This is a genomic window from Halobacterium sp. MBLA0001 (assembly GCF_049705385.1).
GTDB lineage: Archaea > Halobacteriota > Halobacteria > Halobacteriales > Halobacteriaceae > Halobacterium > Halobacterium salinarum.
In genome coordinates this window covers 728,729-746,691 of record NZ_JBNAMQ010000007.1, presented here as the reverse complement: position 1 = coordinate 746,691, position 17,963 = coordinate 728,729, and the positions used below count along the sequence as shown (strand labels likewise).

The 17,963-nt window shown below is 56.9% G+C and carries 14 protein-coding genes and 1 pseudogene; 5 read left to right on the top strand and 10 right to left on the bottom strand.

The window, feature by feature from the left end:
* Nucleotides 1-42 precede the first annotated feature (42 nt).
* A complete protein-coding gene (locus tag ACOZ32_RS05060; RefSeq protein WP_424335007.1) occupies nucleotides 43-1,278 on the bottom strand; it encodes an RNA-guided endonuclease TnpB family protein in 1,236 nt (411 codons plus the stop codon).
* A gap of 1,139 nt (nucleotides 1,279-2,417) precedes the next feature.
* On the opposite strand from ACOZ32_RS05060, the gene ACOZ32_RS05055 reads away from it, so the two are divergent.
* Nucleotides 2,418-3,836 (top strand): IS4 family transposase, encoded by a 1,419-nt coding sequence (locus ACOZ32_RS05055; RefSeq protein WP_285253326.1) that lies wholly within the window; start codon nucleotides 2,418-2,420, stop codon nucleotides 3,834-3,836.
* 22 nt (nucleotides 3,837-3,858) lie between these two features.
* On the opposite strand, the pseudogene ACOZ32_RS05050 reads toward ACOZ32_RS05055, so the two are convergent.
* Nucleotides 3,859-5,104 (bottom strand): annotated as a pseudogene (locus tag ACOZ32_RS05050) (RNA-guided endonuclease InsQ/TnpB family protein).
* A 243-nt stretch (nucleotides 5,105-5,347) separates the two neighbouring features.
* Nucleotides 5,348-6,145, bottom strand: a complete 798-nt coding sequence (locus ACOZ32_RS05045; protein ID WP_424335006.1) for a hypothetical protein — start codon at nucleotides 6,143-6,145, stop codon at nucleotides 5,348-5,350.
* Nucleotides 6,146-6,260: 115 nt separating this feature from the next.
* Here ACOZ32_RS05045 and ACOZ32_RS05040 point away from each other — a divergent pair, with 115 nt between their 5' ends.
* Complete coding sequence (locus tag ACOZ32_RS05040) at nucleotides 6,261-6,749, top strand: ArsR family transcriptional regulator (RefSeq protein ID WP_424335005.1); 489 nt, start codon at nucleotides 6,261-6,263, stop codon at nucleotides 6,747-6,749.
* A 234-nt stretch (nucleotides 6,750-6,983) separates the two neighbouring features.
* Nucleotides 6,984-7,508 (top strand): hypothetical protein, encoded by a 525-nt coding sequence (locus ACOZ32_RS05035; RefSeq protein WP_424335004.1) that lies wholly within the window; start codon nucleotides 6,984-6,986, stop codon nucleotides 7,506-7,508.
* A 177-nt stretch (nucleotides 7,509-7,685) separates the two neighbouring features.
* Here the strand turns inward: ACOZ32_RS05035 and ACOZ32_RS05030 are convergent, their stop codons facing one another.
* Nucleotides 7,686-7,937, bottom strand: coding sequence for a hypothetical protein (locus tag ACOZ32_RS05030; RefSeq protein WP_424335003.1), 252 nt, complete (start codon nucleotides 7,935-7,937; stop codon nucleotides 7,686-7,688).
* Nucleotides 7,938-8,264: 327 nt separating this feature from the next.
* On the opposite strand from ACOZ32_RS05030, the gene ACOZ32_RS05025 reads away from it, so the two are divergent.
* A complete protein-coding gene (locus ACOZ32_RS05025; RefSeq protein WP_424335002.1) occupies nucleotides 8,265-8,501 on the top strand; it encodes a hypothetical protein in 237 nt (78 codons plus the stop codon).
* A gap of 3 nt (nucleotides 8,502-8,504) precedes the next feature.
* Nucleotides 8,505-9,116 (top strand): hypothetical protein, encoded by a 612-nt coding sequence (locus ACOZ32_RS05020; RefSeq protein ID WP_424335001.1) that lies wholly within the window; start codon nucleotides 8,505-8,507, stop codon nucleotides 9,114-9,116.
* A gap of 524 nt (nucleotides 9,117-9,640) precedes the next feature.
* On the opposite strand, the gene ACOZ32_RS05015 is transcribed toward ACOZ32_RS05020, so the two are convergent.
* The 6 genes from ACOZ32_RS05015 to ACOZ32_RS04990 all read right to left on the bottom strand — a co-directional run bounded on the left by ACOZ32_RS05015 (nucleotide 9,641) and on the right by ACOZ32_RS04990 (nucleotide 17,821).
* Nucleotides 9,641-12,025 carry a hypothetical protein gene (locus tag ACOZ32_RS05015; protein WP_424335000.1) on the bottom strand — a complete coding sequence of 795 codons (2,385 nt, stop codon included), beginning with the start codon at nucleotides 12,023-12,025 and terminating at the stop codon, nucleotides 9,641-9,643.
* A 24-nt stretch (nucleotides 12,026-12,049) separates the two neighbouring features.
* Nucleotides 12,050-12,919 (bottom strand): hypothetical protein, encoded by an 870-nt coding sequence (locus ACOZ32_RS05010; protein ID WP_424334999.1) that lies wholly within the window; start codon nucleotides 12,917-12,919, stop codon nucleotides 12,050-12,052.
* Nucleotides 12,920-13,195: 276 nt separating this feature from the next.
* Entirely contained in the window at nucleotides 13,196-13,420 is a 225-nt protein-coding gene (locus ACOZ32_RS05005; protein WP_424334998.1) for a hypothetical protein, read from the bottom strand.
* A 763-nt stretch (nucleotides 13,421-14,183) separates the two neighbouring features.
* Nucleotides 14,184-15,176, bottom strand: coding sequence for a transposase (locus tag ACOZ32_RS05000; protein ID WP_135830781.1), 993 nt, complete (start codon nucleotides 15,174-15,176; stop codon nucleotides 14,184-14,186).
* Nucleotides 15,177-16,590: 1,414 nt separating this feature from the next.
* Entirely contained in the window at nucleotides 16,591-17,145 is a 555-nt protein-coding gene (locus tag ACOZ32_RS04995; RefSeq protein ID WP_424334997.1) for a helix-turn-helix domain-containing protein, read from the bottom strand.
* 514 nt (nucleotides 17,146-17,659) lie between these two features.
* A complete protein-coding gene (locus ACOZ32_RS04990; RefSeq protein WP_424334996.1) occupies nucleotides 17,660-17,821 on the bottom strand; it encodes a hypothetical protein in 162 nt (53 codons plus the stop codon).
* Nucleotides 17,822-17,963 lie beyond the last annotated feature (142 nt).

Below are 17,963 nucleotides of genomic sequence, written 5' to 3'. Positions count from 1 at the left end.
CGGCGAGGCTTCCCCTACAAGGGGAATCCAATCTGGCAGGTTTCAGTCCGAGTAGACCACGAGCGTCATCTGCGAGGATTTCTCGCTCGTCTCGCGGTGGACTGTGGCGCTGTCACAGGCGCTCCCGTCCCGAGGCGAGTCATCGCGTCCGGGTTCCCAACGGACACTCTCTCCCCACGGGTTAGCGCGACGGGCGATATTCGCCGCCGCGTTAATATCTGCTTGGAACTCCGAGACGTGGCAGTCGTCGTGCGGACACACGAACTCCGCTTGTTCAACCCGCCGACCGAGACGCCCACACGCGTGGCAGGTCTGCGAGGTGTACGCCGCGTTGACGTACTCAACACGAATCCCTGCCTCGGTCGCTTTGTCTTCGATGCGACCCTGCAAGCGGGCGAATGCCCAGTTGTGGAGGCGACGGTTCATCCACTTGCTGTAGTCGAGATGCTCGCGGATGTACGACAAGTCTTCGAGGACGATAACCGCGTCCTCGAACTGTCGGGCATATTCGACGGCCTCCCGAGACGCCTTCTCGACAATATCTGTCAGGGCGTTCTGGTAGTGGTCGAATCGTTCGTCAATCCGCCACTGGGCGGCATCACGCTCTTGGAGTCGCTTGAGCGTGGTGTGCATCTCTTTGCGAAGGTGTCGCGCTCGACTGCCGCTGACGAGCATCGGCTTCCGTGGCACGTCGCGTTTGAGGGCACAGCCCGTAATCAACGCGCTCTCACCGACGTCGAAGCCGATGTACGTCGGGTCGTCCGACTCGGTCGGTTCTGCGACCGAGTATTCGACGGTGACGTGCAACTCCCACGACGTGCGGTGTCGCTGGAGGCGTAGTTCGCCCGCCGTCGCGTCGCCGTCAAGCAGGTCGCACCAGAGTGATTCCTGTTCGGGATTGATCTGAAGCGGAATCCAGAAGTTCGTCCCGCGACCGGGTTGCGGAACCTGCCAGACGAAGCCGTGGTCACGCTCCGCCGAGTGGTCGAATGTGGCCGCTCGATTGACGAGCCGAACTGGATGCTCGTCGTCCAACTCCTCGGCGTTGTACGTATCCCGAAGCTTCGGGACGTAGGACTTGAGCGCGTCCTTGGCCTGATACGGCAGGTCGTAGGGCGTCACGATGTCGTTGACGGCTGACATCGTGTTCGCCCCCGCGTCGAATGCGTCGTGGAGTGCGTCGTGGTAGGTGTCCAAGAGGCGCTGTAGGCGTTGCTCTTTGCCCGTGGTGGGTGTTGCGAGCGTGGCCTGTAGCGTCTTCGTCACCGTCTCGGACACACCCGTAGAAACAACGTAGATAAAGTTAAGTGTGGCGGAGGGCAAGAATGACTCATGCCTCACATCAACTTTGAAGTAGACGAGAAACAGTACAAGTCTCTGAAAGAGACAAAGAAGCGCCACGGTCTGACGTGGAAAGGAATGCTACTCCACGCGCAGAGGGATTTGGATTCCGACAGTGCCGATTGAGCGGTGGAATGCGTAGTCAAGTGACGCGATTCCCCACCCGGCCTAAAGGCCGGGGTTCCCTCGCTGATTAAAGATAGGCACCAGTTGAGCCTACTCTATGCCGGTTTATCCCACACATCAGATATCGGATATCTACCACCACCTGGCACTGTCTAGTTGAGCAGATTTTGGTAACGTAGTGTCTCACACTGGGTATACTGGAATTGAAACGGGTGCGATTCTTGATTATACGCTGAACAGGCGCAATCCCACGGCGTTCACGCCGTGGATACGCGCCGTCACTCGGTGATACGTTCCACCGCCAATTGCAGAGCTGAGTTTCCAATCCATACGTTGAAGTGCCAAAAACTGCTAGACAGCAGTAAGGCCAGGTCGGAACGGCGCGGATTCCGAACCGTCCTTCGGAGGCGGTCTATCCGCCACTCAATGAGACAGTATCCGAAACGCCGACGCGGTGAACACGAATCCTCGAAGGGTTCGCCGTGTGCCCGTCGGCCTGAGCAAGCCCGACGATACCTCCAAGTCCGTTGAACTGTCAGCGACTCCCGGCTGGCAAAAACAACAGCTGGGAGTCACCGACGCTGAGGATAGGAGTACCAGCCGCTTGGCACGGCTAACCAGCCACCGACCACGACGACTGGGTTAGATGTGAACTCCCGTAAAGTGGCGGCATCCATGGTTGCAAACCTGGCACTCCCACCGCTCGGGATTCCTCCACCTTCAGGCGGAGGAGGATGTCAAGCTTCTGAGATACTCTCCGTCTCGTTCGTACGCAGTCCAGAAGTGAACTCTCCTTGGGACCACAGCTGTCTTTCAGACAGTCGAAATCAGCCGATTTGCCTCAACTAGACAGTGCCCACCACCTCCAAGAGTGTAAGCGAACCCACGGCTAAAGCCCTGTCTCTTACCCACAACTCCTATCGCTGTAGTTCGCCGAGAAAGAGGCCAAGATGCAGAGCGGTTCACGGAACCGGCGGTCTGACGTAGACGATGAGAGTGAGCGATGTGAGACAGATGTCTCTGGCAAGGTTCGTGAGGAGTTCCAGTCTGCTGAGTTTGGTGACCAACGGCTTACGAAGCGATTGATAGAGGTCGGAGATCGGCTCGGCAGGGCACCTGCCGAGTCGATCCCAAACGCGTGCGAAGACTGGGCCTCCACAAAGGCTACGTACCGATTTTGCGACAACGAGCGTGTGGATCCGAACGAGATTCTTGATGCACATAAGCGAGCACAACGGTCACGAGTGCAGGACAACGACGAGCTCTTGGTCGTCTCCGACACCACTGAACTCGTCTTTCCGAGACATCCGTCGAAGGAAGGGCTTGGCGACATCGGCAACTCCAAGACAGATCTTGAAGGCGTCAAAGTTCACTCGACGATTGGACTTGATCCACAGACTCACCGCATGACGGGGGTCATCGATCAGCAATCGCTGATCGAGGACCAGCAAGCCAGCACGAAGCACGATGCGAATGGAAAGAACGAGCCAGTCGAATTAGAGAGTGAACAGGAAAAATGGATTCGGGGAGATAGGCAAGCCAGCGACTGGCTTGCCGAGGAGGTTCGGCCGATATTCATCCACGACCGAGGAGCTGACGCATTTGCCTTCTACCGCGAAGTTACAGACGACTTGGACGCTGGATTCGTCGTCCGTGCGAATCAGAACCGGTGTATTCAGACGCCGTCCGGAACGGACGGCCGTCTGATTGACTGGAGTGAAGACCTTCTTGAACAAGGTCGCACGTCTATCGAGATTGACCAAGGGAGCGGAAGAGAGGCCAGAGAAGCTGAGCTACTCGTCAAAGCCGGTTCATGTGAGTTACTCCCTCCAAAGAACGATTCAACTCATACGGATCCAGTTGAGGTAAACGTCGTCCGAATCGACGAACTTGGAGAACAAGATGACCCGATTCAGTGGGTGTTACTCACCACTGAATCGGTCGATACGTTCAGTGATTCGCTGAGGGTGGTAGAGTCCTACCGCGCCCGATGGACGATCGAAGACTGGCACAAGGTGCTGAAAACTGGATGCCGAATCGAGGAACGCCGGCTAGAAACATGGAAACGTATGGAGGTCTTGTTGAGTGTCTACTCGGTAATTGCGTGGAAGGTGCTGGAGTTGCGGGAACTTGCTCGGGGAGAGACATACTACTCACCTGATGTCCTTCTGAGCGAGACTGAACGGTCAATTCTGGAAACGAAATTTCCAGAATTGACCGACAATGGGGATCAAGCGTACGCAATTGCGGTTGCGAAGATCGGTGGCTACCTTGACCGAAGTTCCGATCCACCGCCTGGTTGGGAGACGATGTGGAAAGGTCTCAAGAAACTTCAGACCTGGGCGGAGGGATACGAACTGCACTCCTGAGACTTATGGGTAAGAGACAGGGCTAAAGCCGTGGGCTTTCAGCGTGGACTCCCACTCTGGCCGACACTATCGGCAGGAGGTTCATACCCTCCGTTCGTGTTCAACGTCCCGCTGTTCAAGCGCACGCCTACGGGTGCGCCTCCACCGGCGCCAGTTTGGGTCCGGCGGAGATACCGTAATCCAATATTTTTCGCGGCGTTGTAGTCGGCGTGGTTCTGGTAGCCGCATTTCAGGCACTCAAACGATTCACGCTCACGATTATCCGGGTGCGTGAACCCACACGTCGAGCATCGCCGTGAGGTATTCTCCGGGTCAACCTGCTCGACGTCGATCCCGTACTCAGCGGCTTTGTATTCGACGTACTCGTAGAGGCGATTGAACGCCCACTTGTGTCCCCACGACCCTCCAGTGCGTTCCCGAATGTCGGTTAAATCCTCAAATGCAATCACCGAACAGTCGTGGTCACGGGCTTCAGCCACCAACTCGTTCGAAATGCGGTGGAGCGTCAGTTTGAACCGCCCTTCCTCTTTCCGCCCCACTGCCTGCATATTCTCGTGTGCCCAGCGTGTGCCGTGTTCCTGTAAGTCACCACGCCGGGTCTCGTATTCGCGGCGCCAGTGGTCGAACTCATCACCCGTCCAGAACGTCCCAGTCGAGGCAACTGCAAGATTATTCACGCCGAGGTCAACCCCGAGAATTGTTCTGTTCTCGGTGGCATCCTGTCCTGGCGTGTCAGACTCCACGTCCGTCTTGCAGTGGATGTGAAGCATCCAGTTGCCGTTCGTGTAATGCAGTTCTGCCCCGGTGGTTTCGTACTCCTCGGAGAAGAAGTATTCTGCGTGGGGCGTGTCTCGTTCCTCGTCGGGTAGCACGTAGTCGGCTTCGATGCGACCGTCAACTGTTGCCAGCGACACGTAGTCATCGTGGAACGTCGCAGTGCGGTGGTCATAGACGAGGTGTGGGCTAGTGAAGTGGGGCATCGACGCCTTCTTGCCTTGCTTCCACTTCTTGACCACGCTCTTGGCGGCGTCAGCGGCCTTGTTTCGCGCCGCTTGGACGTGATTGCTGTGCAACGGTGTCTCCTCGCGCACGTCCTCGTAGGTGTCGTCGTGGAGCGTTGTCTTGCTCGTCGTGACGTATTCGCCGTCGAAAGCGTGGCGCGTCACGTAGTTAGCGGCCCACAGAAACTCGTCGACCGTGTCTTCGAGGAGCGCGGCGTCGTCACTGTCCACGTCAAGTTTTACGGGGACAGTACGCCGCTTCTCCATACTTCATATGGGTGTTTGATGGTTGAAAAGCATTAGGGAGTCGACCCTGCCATTGTCGGTGGGTTGTTGCACGGAGCGAACGCGCTTCCTCCCACCCGTAAACGGATGGGTTTCCGCGCTGTTACCGCTATGACTCCCAGGTATTGATTCGGTGAAGGCACGAGTGCGCCTCCACCGCTCCGCGGGCGCAGAAAAACACGGCCGCAACCGAGCGCATATGCTTCGAGCGGTTTGAACGGTCAGCTATCTACCACGTGCTTCCCACTCTGGGCGTGGTGTCGGGGACGGGAGTTCGTCAACCAGAGTTCGAAGTTCGTTCTCTGTCGTCCACGGGACGCATCGATCGTGGAGTTCGAATTTGCGGAACTTGTTGAGATGGACCCAACTGTACGTTGCCGGCTCTTCGTCCTCATCTGCCCGGTCGTCGATCACCTTCCAAACCTCCTGTTCGTCGATGTCAAGACCGCTCTCTTGGGCACGATCAACGAGCGACTCGACCTTTGATTGGACTTCATCCGTCGATAACTCGTCCGCGAATGCAATCTCGAGAGCGATCTGAATGACGTGGTCTTTCGAGTGAAGGTTCTCGTCAGTCACCCATGCGTAATCGCGCGGGAGCACGTACGACTTGTCGAAATATGGCGGGTCATCGATCTCGCCTAATTCCGGTGCTTCACCGCCGCTCTCCTTCTCGAAGACACCGACGATGTAGTCGCTGTATGTCGCGAGCAATGAAAACATGATATCGAACGTATTGAGCCGGTCAGTCGGCAGTTCGAGGAGGTCACCCATGATGAACGGGTAGGCGCCGAGTTGCTTCGTGAGTTCGTTCTGGACGGCGCGAAGCCGGCGGAGATAGGGGTCGCGATAGCTCCCGAGGATGAAATACGAGGTCCGCTGACTCCAGAGATACGGTAATTCGCGCTGTGTGAATCGCCAGATCTCTCGTTTCTCTGCTGGTTCAAGTTCGATACCCCCGATGGCCTCGTGAACGACAGTCATGATGTCTGCAGCATCCGGCGGCGGGCTTGGATCGGTCATTAGCTGCCGATTCAAACTACAACACCTTATCCCTTCTGAACCACTTTTGTTTTCTTCAGATTGACCAACTTGGTCTACCCTAACTGTTATATCGCCCCGCCTCGTACCATCACATATGAGCGAGAGCGACACTAGCGCGGCCGATGCGGGGCCGTTTGCGGAACAGCAGCGGCTGTTCAAGTTGCTATCCCAGGATACGCGTCATCTCATCATCCAGGAGCTACTGGGCCACCCCGCCCATCTGATGTCGCTCGCCGAACTCGAGTATATGACCGGGAAGAGTCAAGCGGCTATCAAAGACCAGCTGGAGACACTGATCGACGCCGGGCTGCTCGCACGCTACACGTACGAACCGAATGAGCGCACACGTGATCTCCCCGCTCAGTTCTACGGCTTCACCAAGCGAGGCGTCGAGGTCCTCCACGACTACAAGTATCTCCGTGGGCTTCCGGTCGCACGCGCTTTCTACGAAAACACGCGGAAAACCGAGAAAATCGAGCGCCACGAATCGGCACCCCGCCCGGAGCTTCCGGACGGTGTCGCGGACGCACTCGACTTTGACGAGCCCGAGCTCGACGCCGGTGATCGTGACATAGACCGCTAGCTCGTCGTCGAATAGCACCGTTCTCAACGCCGGAGCGGAATATCCCAATTTCGAGATTGCTCCGCCTTCAGGCGGAAAAGGTTGTCAACCTAGTGAATTAACCACCAGCAACTGTTCTCGTCGGCAATCCTCGACGGGTATCTCTCACACGCCCAACTATTTCGCCGAGCCAGTAACAAGCATTGACGAACGGGGTGGACGTTTTTACCATCACAGTTCCAAGACCTGGTACCGATGGGGGTGTTCGACGAACTACTCGTCGAGGACGGCGTCGAGTTGCCGAAGTTCCCACGCGAACGGAGCGCGTCCGAGATCGAGTGGCAGACGAAAGAGATCGGTCGGCCAGCCATGCAAGCGTACAAGCTCACCGCGGACGGCCGCTTGCTGCGGCGGGAACGCGAATACCGCGAGAAAACCCCCGAGGAGAAGCACGCCGAGGCCGCCGAACACGGCTTCGACTCGTGGGACGAGTACGTCTCGTTCTGCGAGGGCGCGGAGCCACAGGCACTCCTTGAGCGCGGCATCGGCATCGCCGGTCCGGGCGAGTCGACCGTCGACGAGGAGTTCTGGCTCGACCACAATATGCATGGGAGCTTCGAGTTCCACGGGAGCAGCGACGGCGTCGAGGACGGGTTCTCCTGGTCGTACGAGGCGCGGTTCACGCGCGGCGACCTCGACGCAATCGTCTTCCTCGGCGAGCGAGGCGGCGGCGGGCCCGACGACTACAAGCCGGATGAGCCCGCCACTGTCCGGTTCTGACCGCGACATCGTCGTCCATCAAGGTCGAGCTGGCGCGTCAACGTGCACACGTCGCCAGCCTCAGGGCGAGTGACCCCGGTGGTCTCGCGTTCGCCGAGTGCGCACTCACGATCGGATGTTGGTCACGCGTCGAATCCCGCTGCCCGTCAAACTATGCTGGTAACGCGCTTCAGTCAGCTACCCATTTCCAGAGTCAGTCCGACCGGTCTCACTACGTTCTTCGTTGGCGCCGAGCAGCAACGACCGTTCCTGCTCAGTCGGGTCGAAGTCAATCACCTGTTTCTCGTTGAGCATTGCCTCCACCGTGATCCTTCTGCATTCACCATCGATACCAAGTGATTCGATGCTGACGGTTTCCGGGTCGAGATCTGGGTCGACACCGCGGCGTGGCTCTCCTGTATTAGTGTCCACTTCGGGTTCGTTGGACACGGCGGTCGACTCACGAGGACGAACCTCGTGGAGCGTCGGTGGTGTTGAGTCGTCGTCGCAACTGGCGTCTCGACGAAGAGTGGTTCTTCGGCGACGACACCTCGAGAATCGAGAAGTATCGACGCCACGAGCGAACCACTCGGCCTGCTTGCTGGTCAGGCGTACCTGATTCGTCAACTCTCTGGCCATACGTTGTCATGACGCGGATGGCTAGTCATAACAGATTTAGTGTGCCAACCCGAACAGGTAGGTACGATGGCGACGGGGAACGACAAAATCCAATTCCGAGGGGAAACAGAAAAAGAAGCGAGTTACCTTGTCGATCAGATGCGGCTCGGCGGCATCAACATCAGCGAGCTCGCGCGGCGGGGACTTCGGGCGAAGCTCCGCGAATCCCTCTCCGATGAGGAGAAAATCCACTTGTACCAACAATATAAACAGGGCGAGATCTCCGAGGATGTCGCAGAAGTCCTGCTTGGGGACGGGCTTGCCGAGATCGAGCGCGAACAGGACGCGTTCGAGGACGCCATGGCACTCGACACGGACGACATCTACCAGTCCTGATTGATGGGCAGCAATGCGCGACATCCGGTCCTCGTCGATACAGATGCTCTCATCGCGGTCGCCAATACAGAGTTGTGGCCAGCGATCACTGAGACGTTAACCCTCACGACGACGAACGTCTGTCTCCAAGAACTCACCCACCATATCCGGGAAACCTCCGAGTACGCGGCCGACGGAACACAAGACAACTGGGTATACGAGGGGAGCAAAGCAGCACGGCAACCGTTCGAAGACGAGAGCAACGGCGCATTCACTGTCGTCCCGTGTGTGCCACGGCCACACGGCGAGGATGCTGGAGAAGAGTCGCTGCGCCGGGAAATCGTCCAGCATCCGGACGAGTACACCCACGCAATTTTGATGGACAAGCACGGGCGAATCGCGCTCAATCGCGCCTTCGAAAGCGCAGAGACTGCTGGACAAGCAGTTGCCCCACCATTTCTCCTCTATCTCCTCTACGATGCCGATGCGTGCACGAAAGCGGAATTCTGCCGGGCATGTGGAGAACTACTGGAGGGAGAGGGCTGGACAGGCTACCAAGCAGTGGAAGCCGCCTGGAACGCTATCCCAATCAATTGTAGCGAATTTCTCCCCGACGACCTCCTCCCCGACGAATAGCCCGACACCACCGAGTTTCATAGGCGGAGCAGGCTAAGTGGCCTCGGCGCTTGACTCCATAGTGCTCCAAGTTTGTCGAGGACATCTCCGGTGCTGACGTATGTTAGGGTGTTTCTGTCGTCTCGACGGGGTCTGTAAGGTCGACGCAGAGAGCATCGGTATTCGGCCACCACTCTGCGATGTATTGAGTCGTAGTCGTGTGGTGGTAGTTGTGTTGTTGGAGGAATCTTCGACAACTTACTTCGCCAGTATATCCTGTATCGTCGATTTTGTATGCGTACTCTGTAATTTCACTGGATGATTTTTCAGTATTGACGTCTACTGGTCGCACGAAAATGAGATCTAAGTCTTGGTGTGTCCCAAGGCGGACATACTCAGCTGCGGTAAACTGTGACTGATAAATGGCTGCGTTTACTCGTAACTCGTCGTCCTGAGAGATGGTCACGGTTCCCGTAGTTGGTTCTTTTGTGGAGGTCTGATCGGCCATTGTTAAAGAGAGACAATCGACAGTCGTTTGACGGTCATTACGTGGGTTCAGTCTCGTCTTCGGTTTCTGTTTCCGTGGCTGACTTGATCTCACTGCGGTCATTAAGCCCGTAGATTAGTGGCTCTTTGAGGACTTCCTCGGAGGGGATGTTCCAGTTGTCGGGGAAGATCGGCTTGGTGTTGAGTCCGGGGAGGTCTGGGGAGACGAGTCCGCGTGGATAGCGGAAAGAGATTCCGGGATAGCTTTGCTCCATTACACCTTCCACTGAAATACGCTCGCGCTCGTAGTAATCTTTCCTGTAGGTGCCATATTTATTATTCCCTGGGTGGCCGTGGGCGCTGAGTTGCTCGATCCAATTTTTGATGAACGGACGGCAGTCCCGTTCAAGGAGGGGGTCGTCGTTTTCGTGTTTGACGAGGAACGTCTCGAAGGCCTGCTGGTGGCTTTTTTCGTTCCGGGTGGAGGCTTGTTCGACGTCCCAGTGGGCCGTCATGTCCTGTTGGACGAGCTCGTCGGTGTCTGGGTCATAGCAGTAGAGCGCCTCCACAAACCGGAGATAGCTCAGGTCGATGGGGCGGTGACACCGTCGTAGTGTGGTGTTTTCGATGTCGTCTTCCTCGTTGTAGGTCTGGACGGGTTTTCCGTATTTGTTTTCGACGACGTAGTGGTCGTCGTCTTCGTAGTATCGTGGGAGGTTGTACTCGAAGGCCTCGAAGGGCGCTGTGGCATCTCCGCGGACGAGGACTTTGCCGTCGTGGATGAGCAGGTATTCACGGTCGCAGGTGAGCCACCAGTTGGCTTCAGAGACCCCGTCGGGCAACAGCAAGGTTTTGTCGTCGACGACGATCTTGCCGGAGCAGTTGTGGAGCTCGGTCTTGGTCGGGTCACGGTGCTTCATCGGGACGGCGAGGCTGTTGAGCGCCCATTCACCGAGCGTATCGAGGGATTCGGTGCGGCCGTCATCGTCTGTTTGCGGGACCATGACGGTGATCGTTTTATACCCCCAGACGGCCTGCCGGATGAGATTCGTATAGAAACTCCCCGCCTTTGATTTTGTTCGGTATTCGACTTCGACAGCAAAGATTTCGCCATCGTCACGACGCACCCAGAGGTCCGGACGCGACCCGGTGTCCTGGGTGACGATGACGACATCGTAGCCCTCAGTCTCGAAGGCAACAGCAACGTGTTTGATCGTATCCCAGTGAACCTCGGTGCCGTCGTTGGCGGTTGTCGGGTCCTGGTCGAAGTCGCTGTCTTCGATTGGCGCAGTAACACCGATTGTCACCTCATCGGGGAGAATTTCGTCGGGATCGATGCCGACATCAGTGATGTCGAAACCGGTCGCTTCCGGGGCCTTTCGCCAGGGGTCGATACCCGGGTCGATTGTGCCGAGTCCGACGTAGTGTTCGAGGTCGATCTCGCGGGCGAGGAGGCTCGTAAACGCGCAGCGGTCTTCAAGCGTATCGGATGCGCCGTACTGTCCACGCCGCATATTGTCGAATTCAGCTTCACCAGTGATCAACGATTGACCTGCACTAAAGTGCGGCAGGTTGCTGTCATCGGCGGGCATCACGGTCTCCTCATCTAGCCACGAGGTGGTGTAGCCGTCATCAATGACCGAGAGACTTGATGAGACCCCCAGTTTAGCAAACGAGTCGGCAGGGTCACACTGCCGCCCGAACCGGAGGCACTCAGCGTACTCACTCTCGGTGCTGATCTTGTACTCGGGATTAAACAGGAAGACGCGGACGGCGACCTGGTACTCGTTGCTCTCTGGAAGGCCACTCGACTGGCGGTACAGCGCGTGATAGAGGAACGGTTCCCCGGCGAGGTCCTCGAAGAGGGCGTTTGCGTCCGCATCGGAGACCTTCTCGCGGCCGGCAGGCTTGCGGTTGCGATGTTCCATCACGAGTCGTGTTCCAAGCGCCGGCGATGAGCCGAAGGCGTCCATCGGTAAGACACCGATACGAATCTTGAGTGCCTCCGGGAGCTCGCTTTTCAGTTTGCTGTACGTGGTGTGAAGTGGTTCCGGGAGTGAGTCCGGCCCCTCCACGGGCGCGGTGGCTTTTGTTTGAACTGTAGACTGTCGAGATGGTGTATACGCTCGGAACGCGTACATCATCCCGTCAGTGACTGGCAACGCGAACTCTTCGACTTCGTCTATCTCGAAATTATCTCCCCTATTAGACCCCGAATTATCGTTGTCGAATAGGTCAGAAATCACGACTGTGCCGCGCTTTGGCCCAGATTCGAAGGTTTCAACCATTGAAGCAGGGACCTTCACAAAGACGACTTTCGTGCGGTCGAATTCCTGTGTCTCAAGCGCTGACGGCCGGATACTGATGCTGTGCTGGTACGACGGGGGTTGGCTCTCCGCCCCTGGCTTTTGGTCTGACCGCGATTCTGATTTAGTCTTTGACATTATGGTGTGTGCTCAATGTAGCCGCTAGTCGCCGGACATCGACAGTGGGACAGCCCACGCCCGGTCAAAGAGTTGTCGCAGGCCGTCCCCGGCGCGCCCGACCCTGACGTCTTCGTCAGTTTCCAGTACCTCGTTAATCACCGTTTTCGGTTGGCTACAGTCTCGTGCCTGCAGTTGGCGAGAGACGACCTCGGTAAACTCGTCGTAGTCAATCGCCGCCGTGGGCGATTCGACCGTCCGCTGGGCGAGCACTTCGTTGACAACCGTCACGGTCTGCTCGTAACTAGATTGGTCGTCAAGATTTATCGCTCGAGGCGCCTCGTTCACCGGTGACAGCCCGTCACCGGAGGCATCCGGGAGCGCGTACACGGTACTCTCCGTGAGCGGTGCCGCCAACGGGACGACCAGAGGAGGGTTTATTGGACGCCAAGTAGTTGGATCGGGACTTGTCTGGGAGTCAGTAGCCGGTGCGACGGCCGGACGTGCTTCCTCGACGACCTGTTGTTCGACGTCGATCCAGGCACTATCGTTGAGCGTGACGGTCCCCTCTCTGAGGTCGTAGGTCGCTATGACGCGTTCATCGTGCCGTAGCTCGCAGACGCGAGAACGGTCCGCTTCGGCGTCAGTCCCACGGATACACCAGGTTGGCGAGGTGGTCCCAGCTGCAGTGACAGCCACTACTCCATCATGCTTGAGAACGTCCGTCCGGCTGAAGGGACGGATACCGTTGGCAGTACGTCCAGCTACAGGGGCTTCGAGCCACCTGTTGACGCGAGTCGCTGTCACTTCATCAGGGGCGACGATCACGTGGGTCGACTCGCGCTTGGTGGCGTTATACGCCGTCTGGATCGCCCGCTCGGGGACTTCCGAGGTGGTAAGGATGGTCACATCCACTGGATCATCGTCAATATAACAGTGGAAATCGACAGCTGGGTAATCATCCGCACGCGCGTAACGTACATGAGTGATGCCGGGCGTTGCGGCTAAGGCATCGCCCACGACGGACGACATCGGTGTATGTGGTTGGTGCTTGCTCATTGGGTTCTGGGGGGTCGACCCCCTACGACCACCATCGAAAGGGATTACAAAAACCGCTGTTAGAGTTAGCGGATTCAGAACTAAATCCACGGAAACCCACAGAAGTAGTTGAAAACACCCACAGAAAACCCGTCATCCGCCGAGAGTTCTCCCCCTCATCTTCCCGTGATCTTCATTGCTTGCGCCCGTGATCTTCACGCGTTCTTCATTGCTTGCGCCCGTGATCTTCACGCGTTCTTCATTGCTTGCGCCCGTGATCTTCACGCGTTCTTCATTGCTTGCGCCCGTGATCTTCACGCGTTCTTCATTACTTGCGCCCGTGATCTTCACGCGTTCTTCATTACTTGCGCCCCTCAATCCTCATCACTCGCACCCTTGAGGAGAACGTGAATCTGACTGGGTATCATCGCTCACCAAGCAAATCCTTGCCGCCCGCTAGTCTGAGGACATACGATGTGCAGCCTGAAACTAGAGAGTGCTACCTCCGCAGATCGCTATTGCTGGTTCATTCGGACGCTTCACGCCAACTGAATCGGCAGAAATCTTCGAACGATTGTAGGGGCGCCGCGTATTTCTTGTCGAGGCAATAGTGAGTGATTGATAATTCTGAGCTCATGCTCCGTATGGTCCTCACTAAACGTGGACTCGACGTGCGGCTGGCTGGCGCCTCTCCGTAGTCCGTCTTGCATACCTCTGCCCGTGCTCTCCGTTTGTATTTCTCTGCGTCTTCTGTAATTTCCAGCCCAGTGCAGGACCATCCTCAAGTTGGTCTAAAATCGTTTTGTACTGAGTTGAGCTGTGCCGTGGTAGTGCTAGCCGCTGGTGCTACTAGCGTGAACGGTGACACCGTACGGAGTTCAAATCTTCGGGAGTACCTGTCCTCTGTCATGGTGGTTTGGCGCTGTATCTGATTGTGCTTCAAAGTGTGCGTCGACGTTGCGGGAGAGTTGCGTGAGAGTTTATTCGAGACTGCGTACCCCTGCTGGAAGAGTTGCGCGGGGGTTTTCTCGAGAGTGTGTACCTCTGTTGGAGGTGTTGTGCGAGCCATTTGTTGCGTGAGTGTTGGTGGTTCTGTAGCGGTGGATTAGCTATTCGTTGAGAGGGTGTCATAGAACTCTTCTCACACCGTGATGATCGTACTTCCCGGATTGTCTCCACGTTCGTAGTTGGTGATAGCGACGACGAGGCGAAGGCACAGGGCAACAAACACCTGCGCCCGTGCGTGGACGCGGCCTCGGGCGTGCGTTCGCCCGAGGCCGCAGTCCTTCACTGATTCGTTGGTTCGTTCGACTCCAGTACGGCGGTTGTACGTCTCATCCAACGTGGACTGCTTCAGCTGAACGTCCTCGCTGTGTTCGGTGATGCGGTCTTCGACCCTGTACTCGATGTCTTTCGGGTCGTCAGTGTTTCGCGCGTTGTACGGAGCAACTGGCACGACCCCTGCGGCCAGCAGGTGGTCGTGCCAGTCGAGCGTGTCGTAGGCGCTGTCACCGACCATCCAGATCGGCTTGGCGACGGCGAGCGCGTCACGCGTGACGCGCATCGCCGTCTCCTCTGGCGCTTGTTTACTCTCTGTGAATTCCGCCGCGATTGGGATTTTTTGCCCGGTCGAGACGATCGTACAGCCGTAGCCGTAGTAGTACTCGTCGTCGGTTGGATCGTAGCACTTCGACGCGTCTTGATCGGCAGGCATCGCCCTCACGTCCGTTGAATCGATACAGTAGGTCAAGTCGAGCAGGCCGCGGACGGCGGCCTGCTCGACGAGTCGGTCAAAGACTTCGTCGACGACGTGTTCGAGGTCGGTGAGAAAGCGATCGACCGCGTCTCTCGACGGCGGTCGATCGAAGCCACAGCTCAGCCAGACAACCGTGTTCCGAAGCTCTCGTTCAACTGGACGAATTCCATAGATGTCCTTGTAGTAGCAGTGGAGGAAGCCACGCATCAGCTCTGGTGGTTCGTGCTCTCGTGTTCGCCCCGTCTGCGCCGGGGCGAACACGTCGAACTCTTCGAGAAACTCGAAGGAGAGGTGCTCAAACAGCGCTAGCGTCTCGGTCTCCGCGACATTGAAGAACGTCTCTACCGAAGGATCATCTTGCAGGGTCGCTGAGGCCATACCATCTCAGCATTCACCCTGCTCTTTGGTGTGGGAATCGTTCTATGACACCCTCATTCGTTGAGTCTATGATGAGGATGGGATAGTGTTGTACGGTGCCGAGCGTGGGCTTGGGTAGCGATACGTTCCGTGGAACGCTGCATCTGTTACTGCTAGGACGAGGCTATGTCCAAGCTCTTCTTGTAATGTCTATTTCAGGGAGCGGGCTGCGTTTCGACCCGGGTGTGGAACGGATCTCATGTGACTGGAAGCGGCTGTGGGGCACGGTGGGTGGCACGGACAGAGCTGTGAGGGACCCGCCCCTCTAATCGCCAGACGGAAGCAACTTCGAGGCACCCAACACCGACTGATATAATACTAATAAACACGCATTACTGCCGGGCGAACAGATGACTAGAACAACCACCCCAGGAGGGCCCCCAGGATAAACACATACTCCAATTTTCAGATAGCATCCCGGCTTGAGACAGGTCCAACTGACACCCCCTATTTGGACGGCCGCCAGTGGTTGAACGACACTCGAGACTAGTCCCCATCAAGCGTCGTCAACCAAGTGCTAGTCCATCAGCGGTCCAAGTGTCGGTTTGTCTTTGTCTGTTCTGCCAGCGGCAGCGTAGTCCCGACGGTGGCGCAGAATGCAACTGGTCCGTCCCCGGTTGGTAGCAAACGAGATACGTAGGTGAGTACTCGAACACCACTCGAGTGAGGCCACCGACACCGGACCGGGTTCGAAATTGATGGCTTGATCTGGTCGTGACAGACACCGGCTGATCGGCTCAGTGTCTTTGGTGTCTGTTTCTCGGCCCAGTAGTGGTCGTGGGACATCTCGCGGGGAACCACTATCGACGGCAGATTATGTAGTCGTGGTCCCGTGAGGGGTGCGGTGGCTGTTCGTGACGTCGTTGAACATATCCTCAGATTGATCGTGGACCGTGCGTCCAAGCAGCGAGTAACTCGTGCCGTTTTGATTGGTCGGTGGGACGGTGCGTCGCTACTAGGTTCTCGCTTGGGTTCGGGTTGACTCCACCTCCGTAATGGCGAGTGGGGGTGGGTGAGGAGAGACTGGTGTCTTTCGAGTCTCCGTTTAAGTTGGCGTGCTGATAGGACAAATTGGGGATCCCCGTGAGCAATTTATCGTGCTAATAGTTGTCAATACCTGCGGTCGACAGGTGGCCCACTGTGTCGGTTCAGGTCCTGTCGTTCGTGTTGGGCTCTCGTCATGAGTGCCGACCAACGTCACTTCGAAAGTGACCACGAATCAACACAAGGGGATTTGCCAGTTGGATATATTATCGTTCAATCGATTGAATCACTACTAGTAGAAAACAACTGGGAACTAGTACCCCTGCTTCGACGCCCTCCTCCACCCGAACACGCCATCCCAAAACCGTCCAGAGCACACTCCTAACCCCCGTTATTCCGAGACAACCCACCCAGCCTCACCCCCACTCGACTGCTCGTTATACGGATGCCGACGCGTACTCCCACTAGACGCTTTCTCATCCCACTCAATCGCATCACGAACGTCCTCCCGGTCTATCGTCTCACGAGCCGGCGGCCGATACGTAAGCCCGATCTCCTCAAGCTTCCGTGGCAAATACTTCGCCGCGTACTCAACACCAAACTCGGTTCGTAGAATCGACTCAACGGTATCAGTCGTAACCGGCTGCCGACGCTCAACACACTCAAGAAACGCCGCCTCTTCCGACTCCGAAAGCTTCGGTGGCCGCCCACTCCCATAATCCGGAAGCAACCCCGCAAGACCACCATCATTCCACCGATGCACCCACCGATACCCAGTCGACTCAGACCGCCCCACACGACCAATCGCCTCCGGAACGGAATCCCCCCGAAACAGATTCTTAACAAACACCAACCGCCGAACCCGCTCCTCGCTATCCGCCGCCTGCAACTCCTGATCTAACTCCGCCTCAGAAAACCACCGCTCCACTACTAGTGAATCACTCATGAACACCATTTAATTCCCAATCCTTTTCTAAAACTGTTATCCCAGAACCGCGTTGCCCCCAGACCACTTCACCAACCACAACCAGCAGTCCCATCAAAACCAAACCAGTTCGCTGCCACAACACCATCCGAAACCAGTCTCGCGGCGCACACTCGAAGCCCACTCCAGTATCCGGGCCGGAACCGCCGACCCGCCTCTCGGGTCCCTCCTGAACCAATAGTCACAGGCAATCGGCAGAGGAGTGCAGTAGGTCTATTAGTATTATATCAGTCGGGCTTCTGTGCCCTGAAGTAATCGCCTTCTTGCGATTTTAGCTATTACTGCCCCACAGCTATTTTGCTGCCACACACCGTGCCTCACAGCTGCCCCCCACAGAGACTATTCGGATTTTCCGCCAAGGGGAAGCGTCTGTGAGTTCCCGCCGCGGTCTTCCCATGAATTTGGGCACATTTAACGTGAATTGATGAGGAATTCTACCACCGATCGGGCTTGGAGGTGACCCCCGACACTTGGCCTAATGTTCTGTCTCCTCAATATATTGGTCAACCACTTCCTTCAACACTGCGCCGGTCGTTCCAACGTTTGTAACCAACGGCAGCACCACTTTCAGCCGGCTGTTGGTTAAGATACGGTAGCTCAAAACTTCCGAGTCTCGTTGCTCAGCCCGGTCGTTCATTATGGTCCACCTGCAACGCCTCGGACTCGATGTCGACACCGGGCAGCGACAATCACTCCTCCTTGACCGAACCCAAGTCGATAACGCGGTTCCCTATTGGCCAAGACCCCTCCACTCGAAACTCGTGTCATTCACTGTTAAC

Bases quoted from the DNA above. Each gene is read 5' to 3' on its own strand.
- ACOZ32_RS04990 (WP_424334996.1), bottom strand. From the start codon at position 17,821: ATGAACGACCGGGCTGAGCAACGAGACTCGGAAGTTTTGAGCTACCGT.
- ACOZ32_RS05020 (WP_424335001.1), top strand. From the start codon at position 8,505: ATGGGCAGCAATGCGCGACATCCGGTCCTCGTCGATACAGATGCTCTC.
- ACOZ32_RS05040 (WP_424335005.1), top strand. From the start codon at position 6,261: ATGAGCGAGAGCGACACTAGCGCGGCCGATGCGGGGCCGTTTGCGGAA.
- ACOZ32_RS05000 (WP_135830781.1), bottom strand. From the start codon at position 15,176: ATGGCCTCAGCGACCCTGCAAGATGATCCTTCGGTAGAGACGTTCTTC.
- ACOZ32_RS05025 (WP_424335002.1), top strand. From the start codon at position 8,265: ATGCGGCTCGGCGGCATCAACATCAGCGAGCTCGCGCGGCGGGGACTT.
- ACOZ32_RS04995 (WP_424334997.1), bottom strand. From the start codon at position 17,145: ATGAGTGATTCACTAGTAGTGGAGCGGTGGTTTTCTGAGGCGGAGTTA.
- ACOZ32_RS05015 (WP_424335000.1), bottom strand. From the start codon at position 12,025: ATGTCAAAGACTAAATCAGAATCGCGGTCAGACCAAAAGCCAGGGGCG.
- ACOZ32_RS05045 (WP_424335006.1), bottom strand. From the start codon at position 6,145: ATGACCGATCCAAGCCCGCCGCCGGATGCTGCAGACATCATGACTGTC.
- ACOZ32_RS05055 (WP_285253326.1), top strand. From the start codon at position 2,418: ATGCAGAGCGGTTCACGGAACCGGCGGTCTGACGTAGACGATGAGAGT.
- ACOZ32_RS05035 (WP_424335004.1), top strand. From the start codon at position 6,984: ATGGGGGTGTTCGACGAACTACTCGTCGAGGACGGCGTCGAGTTGCCG.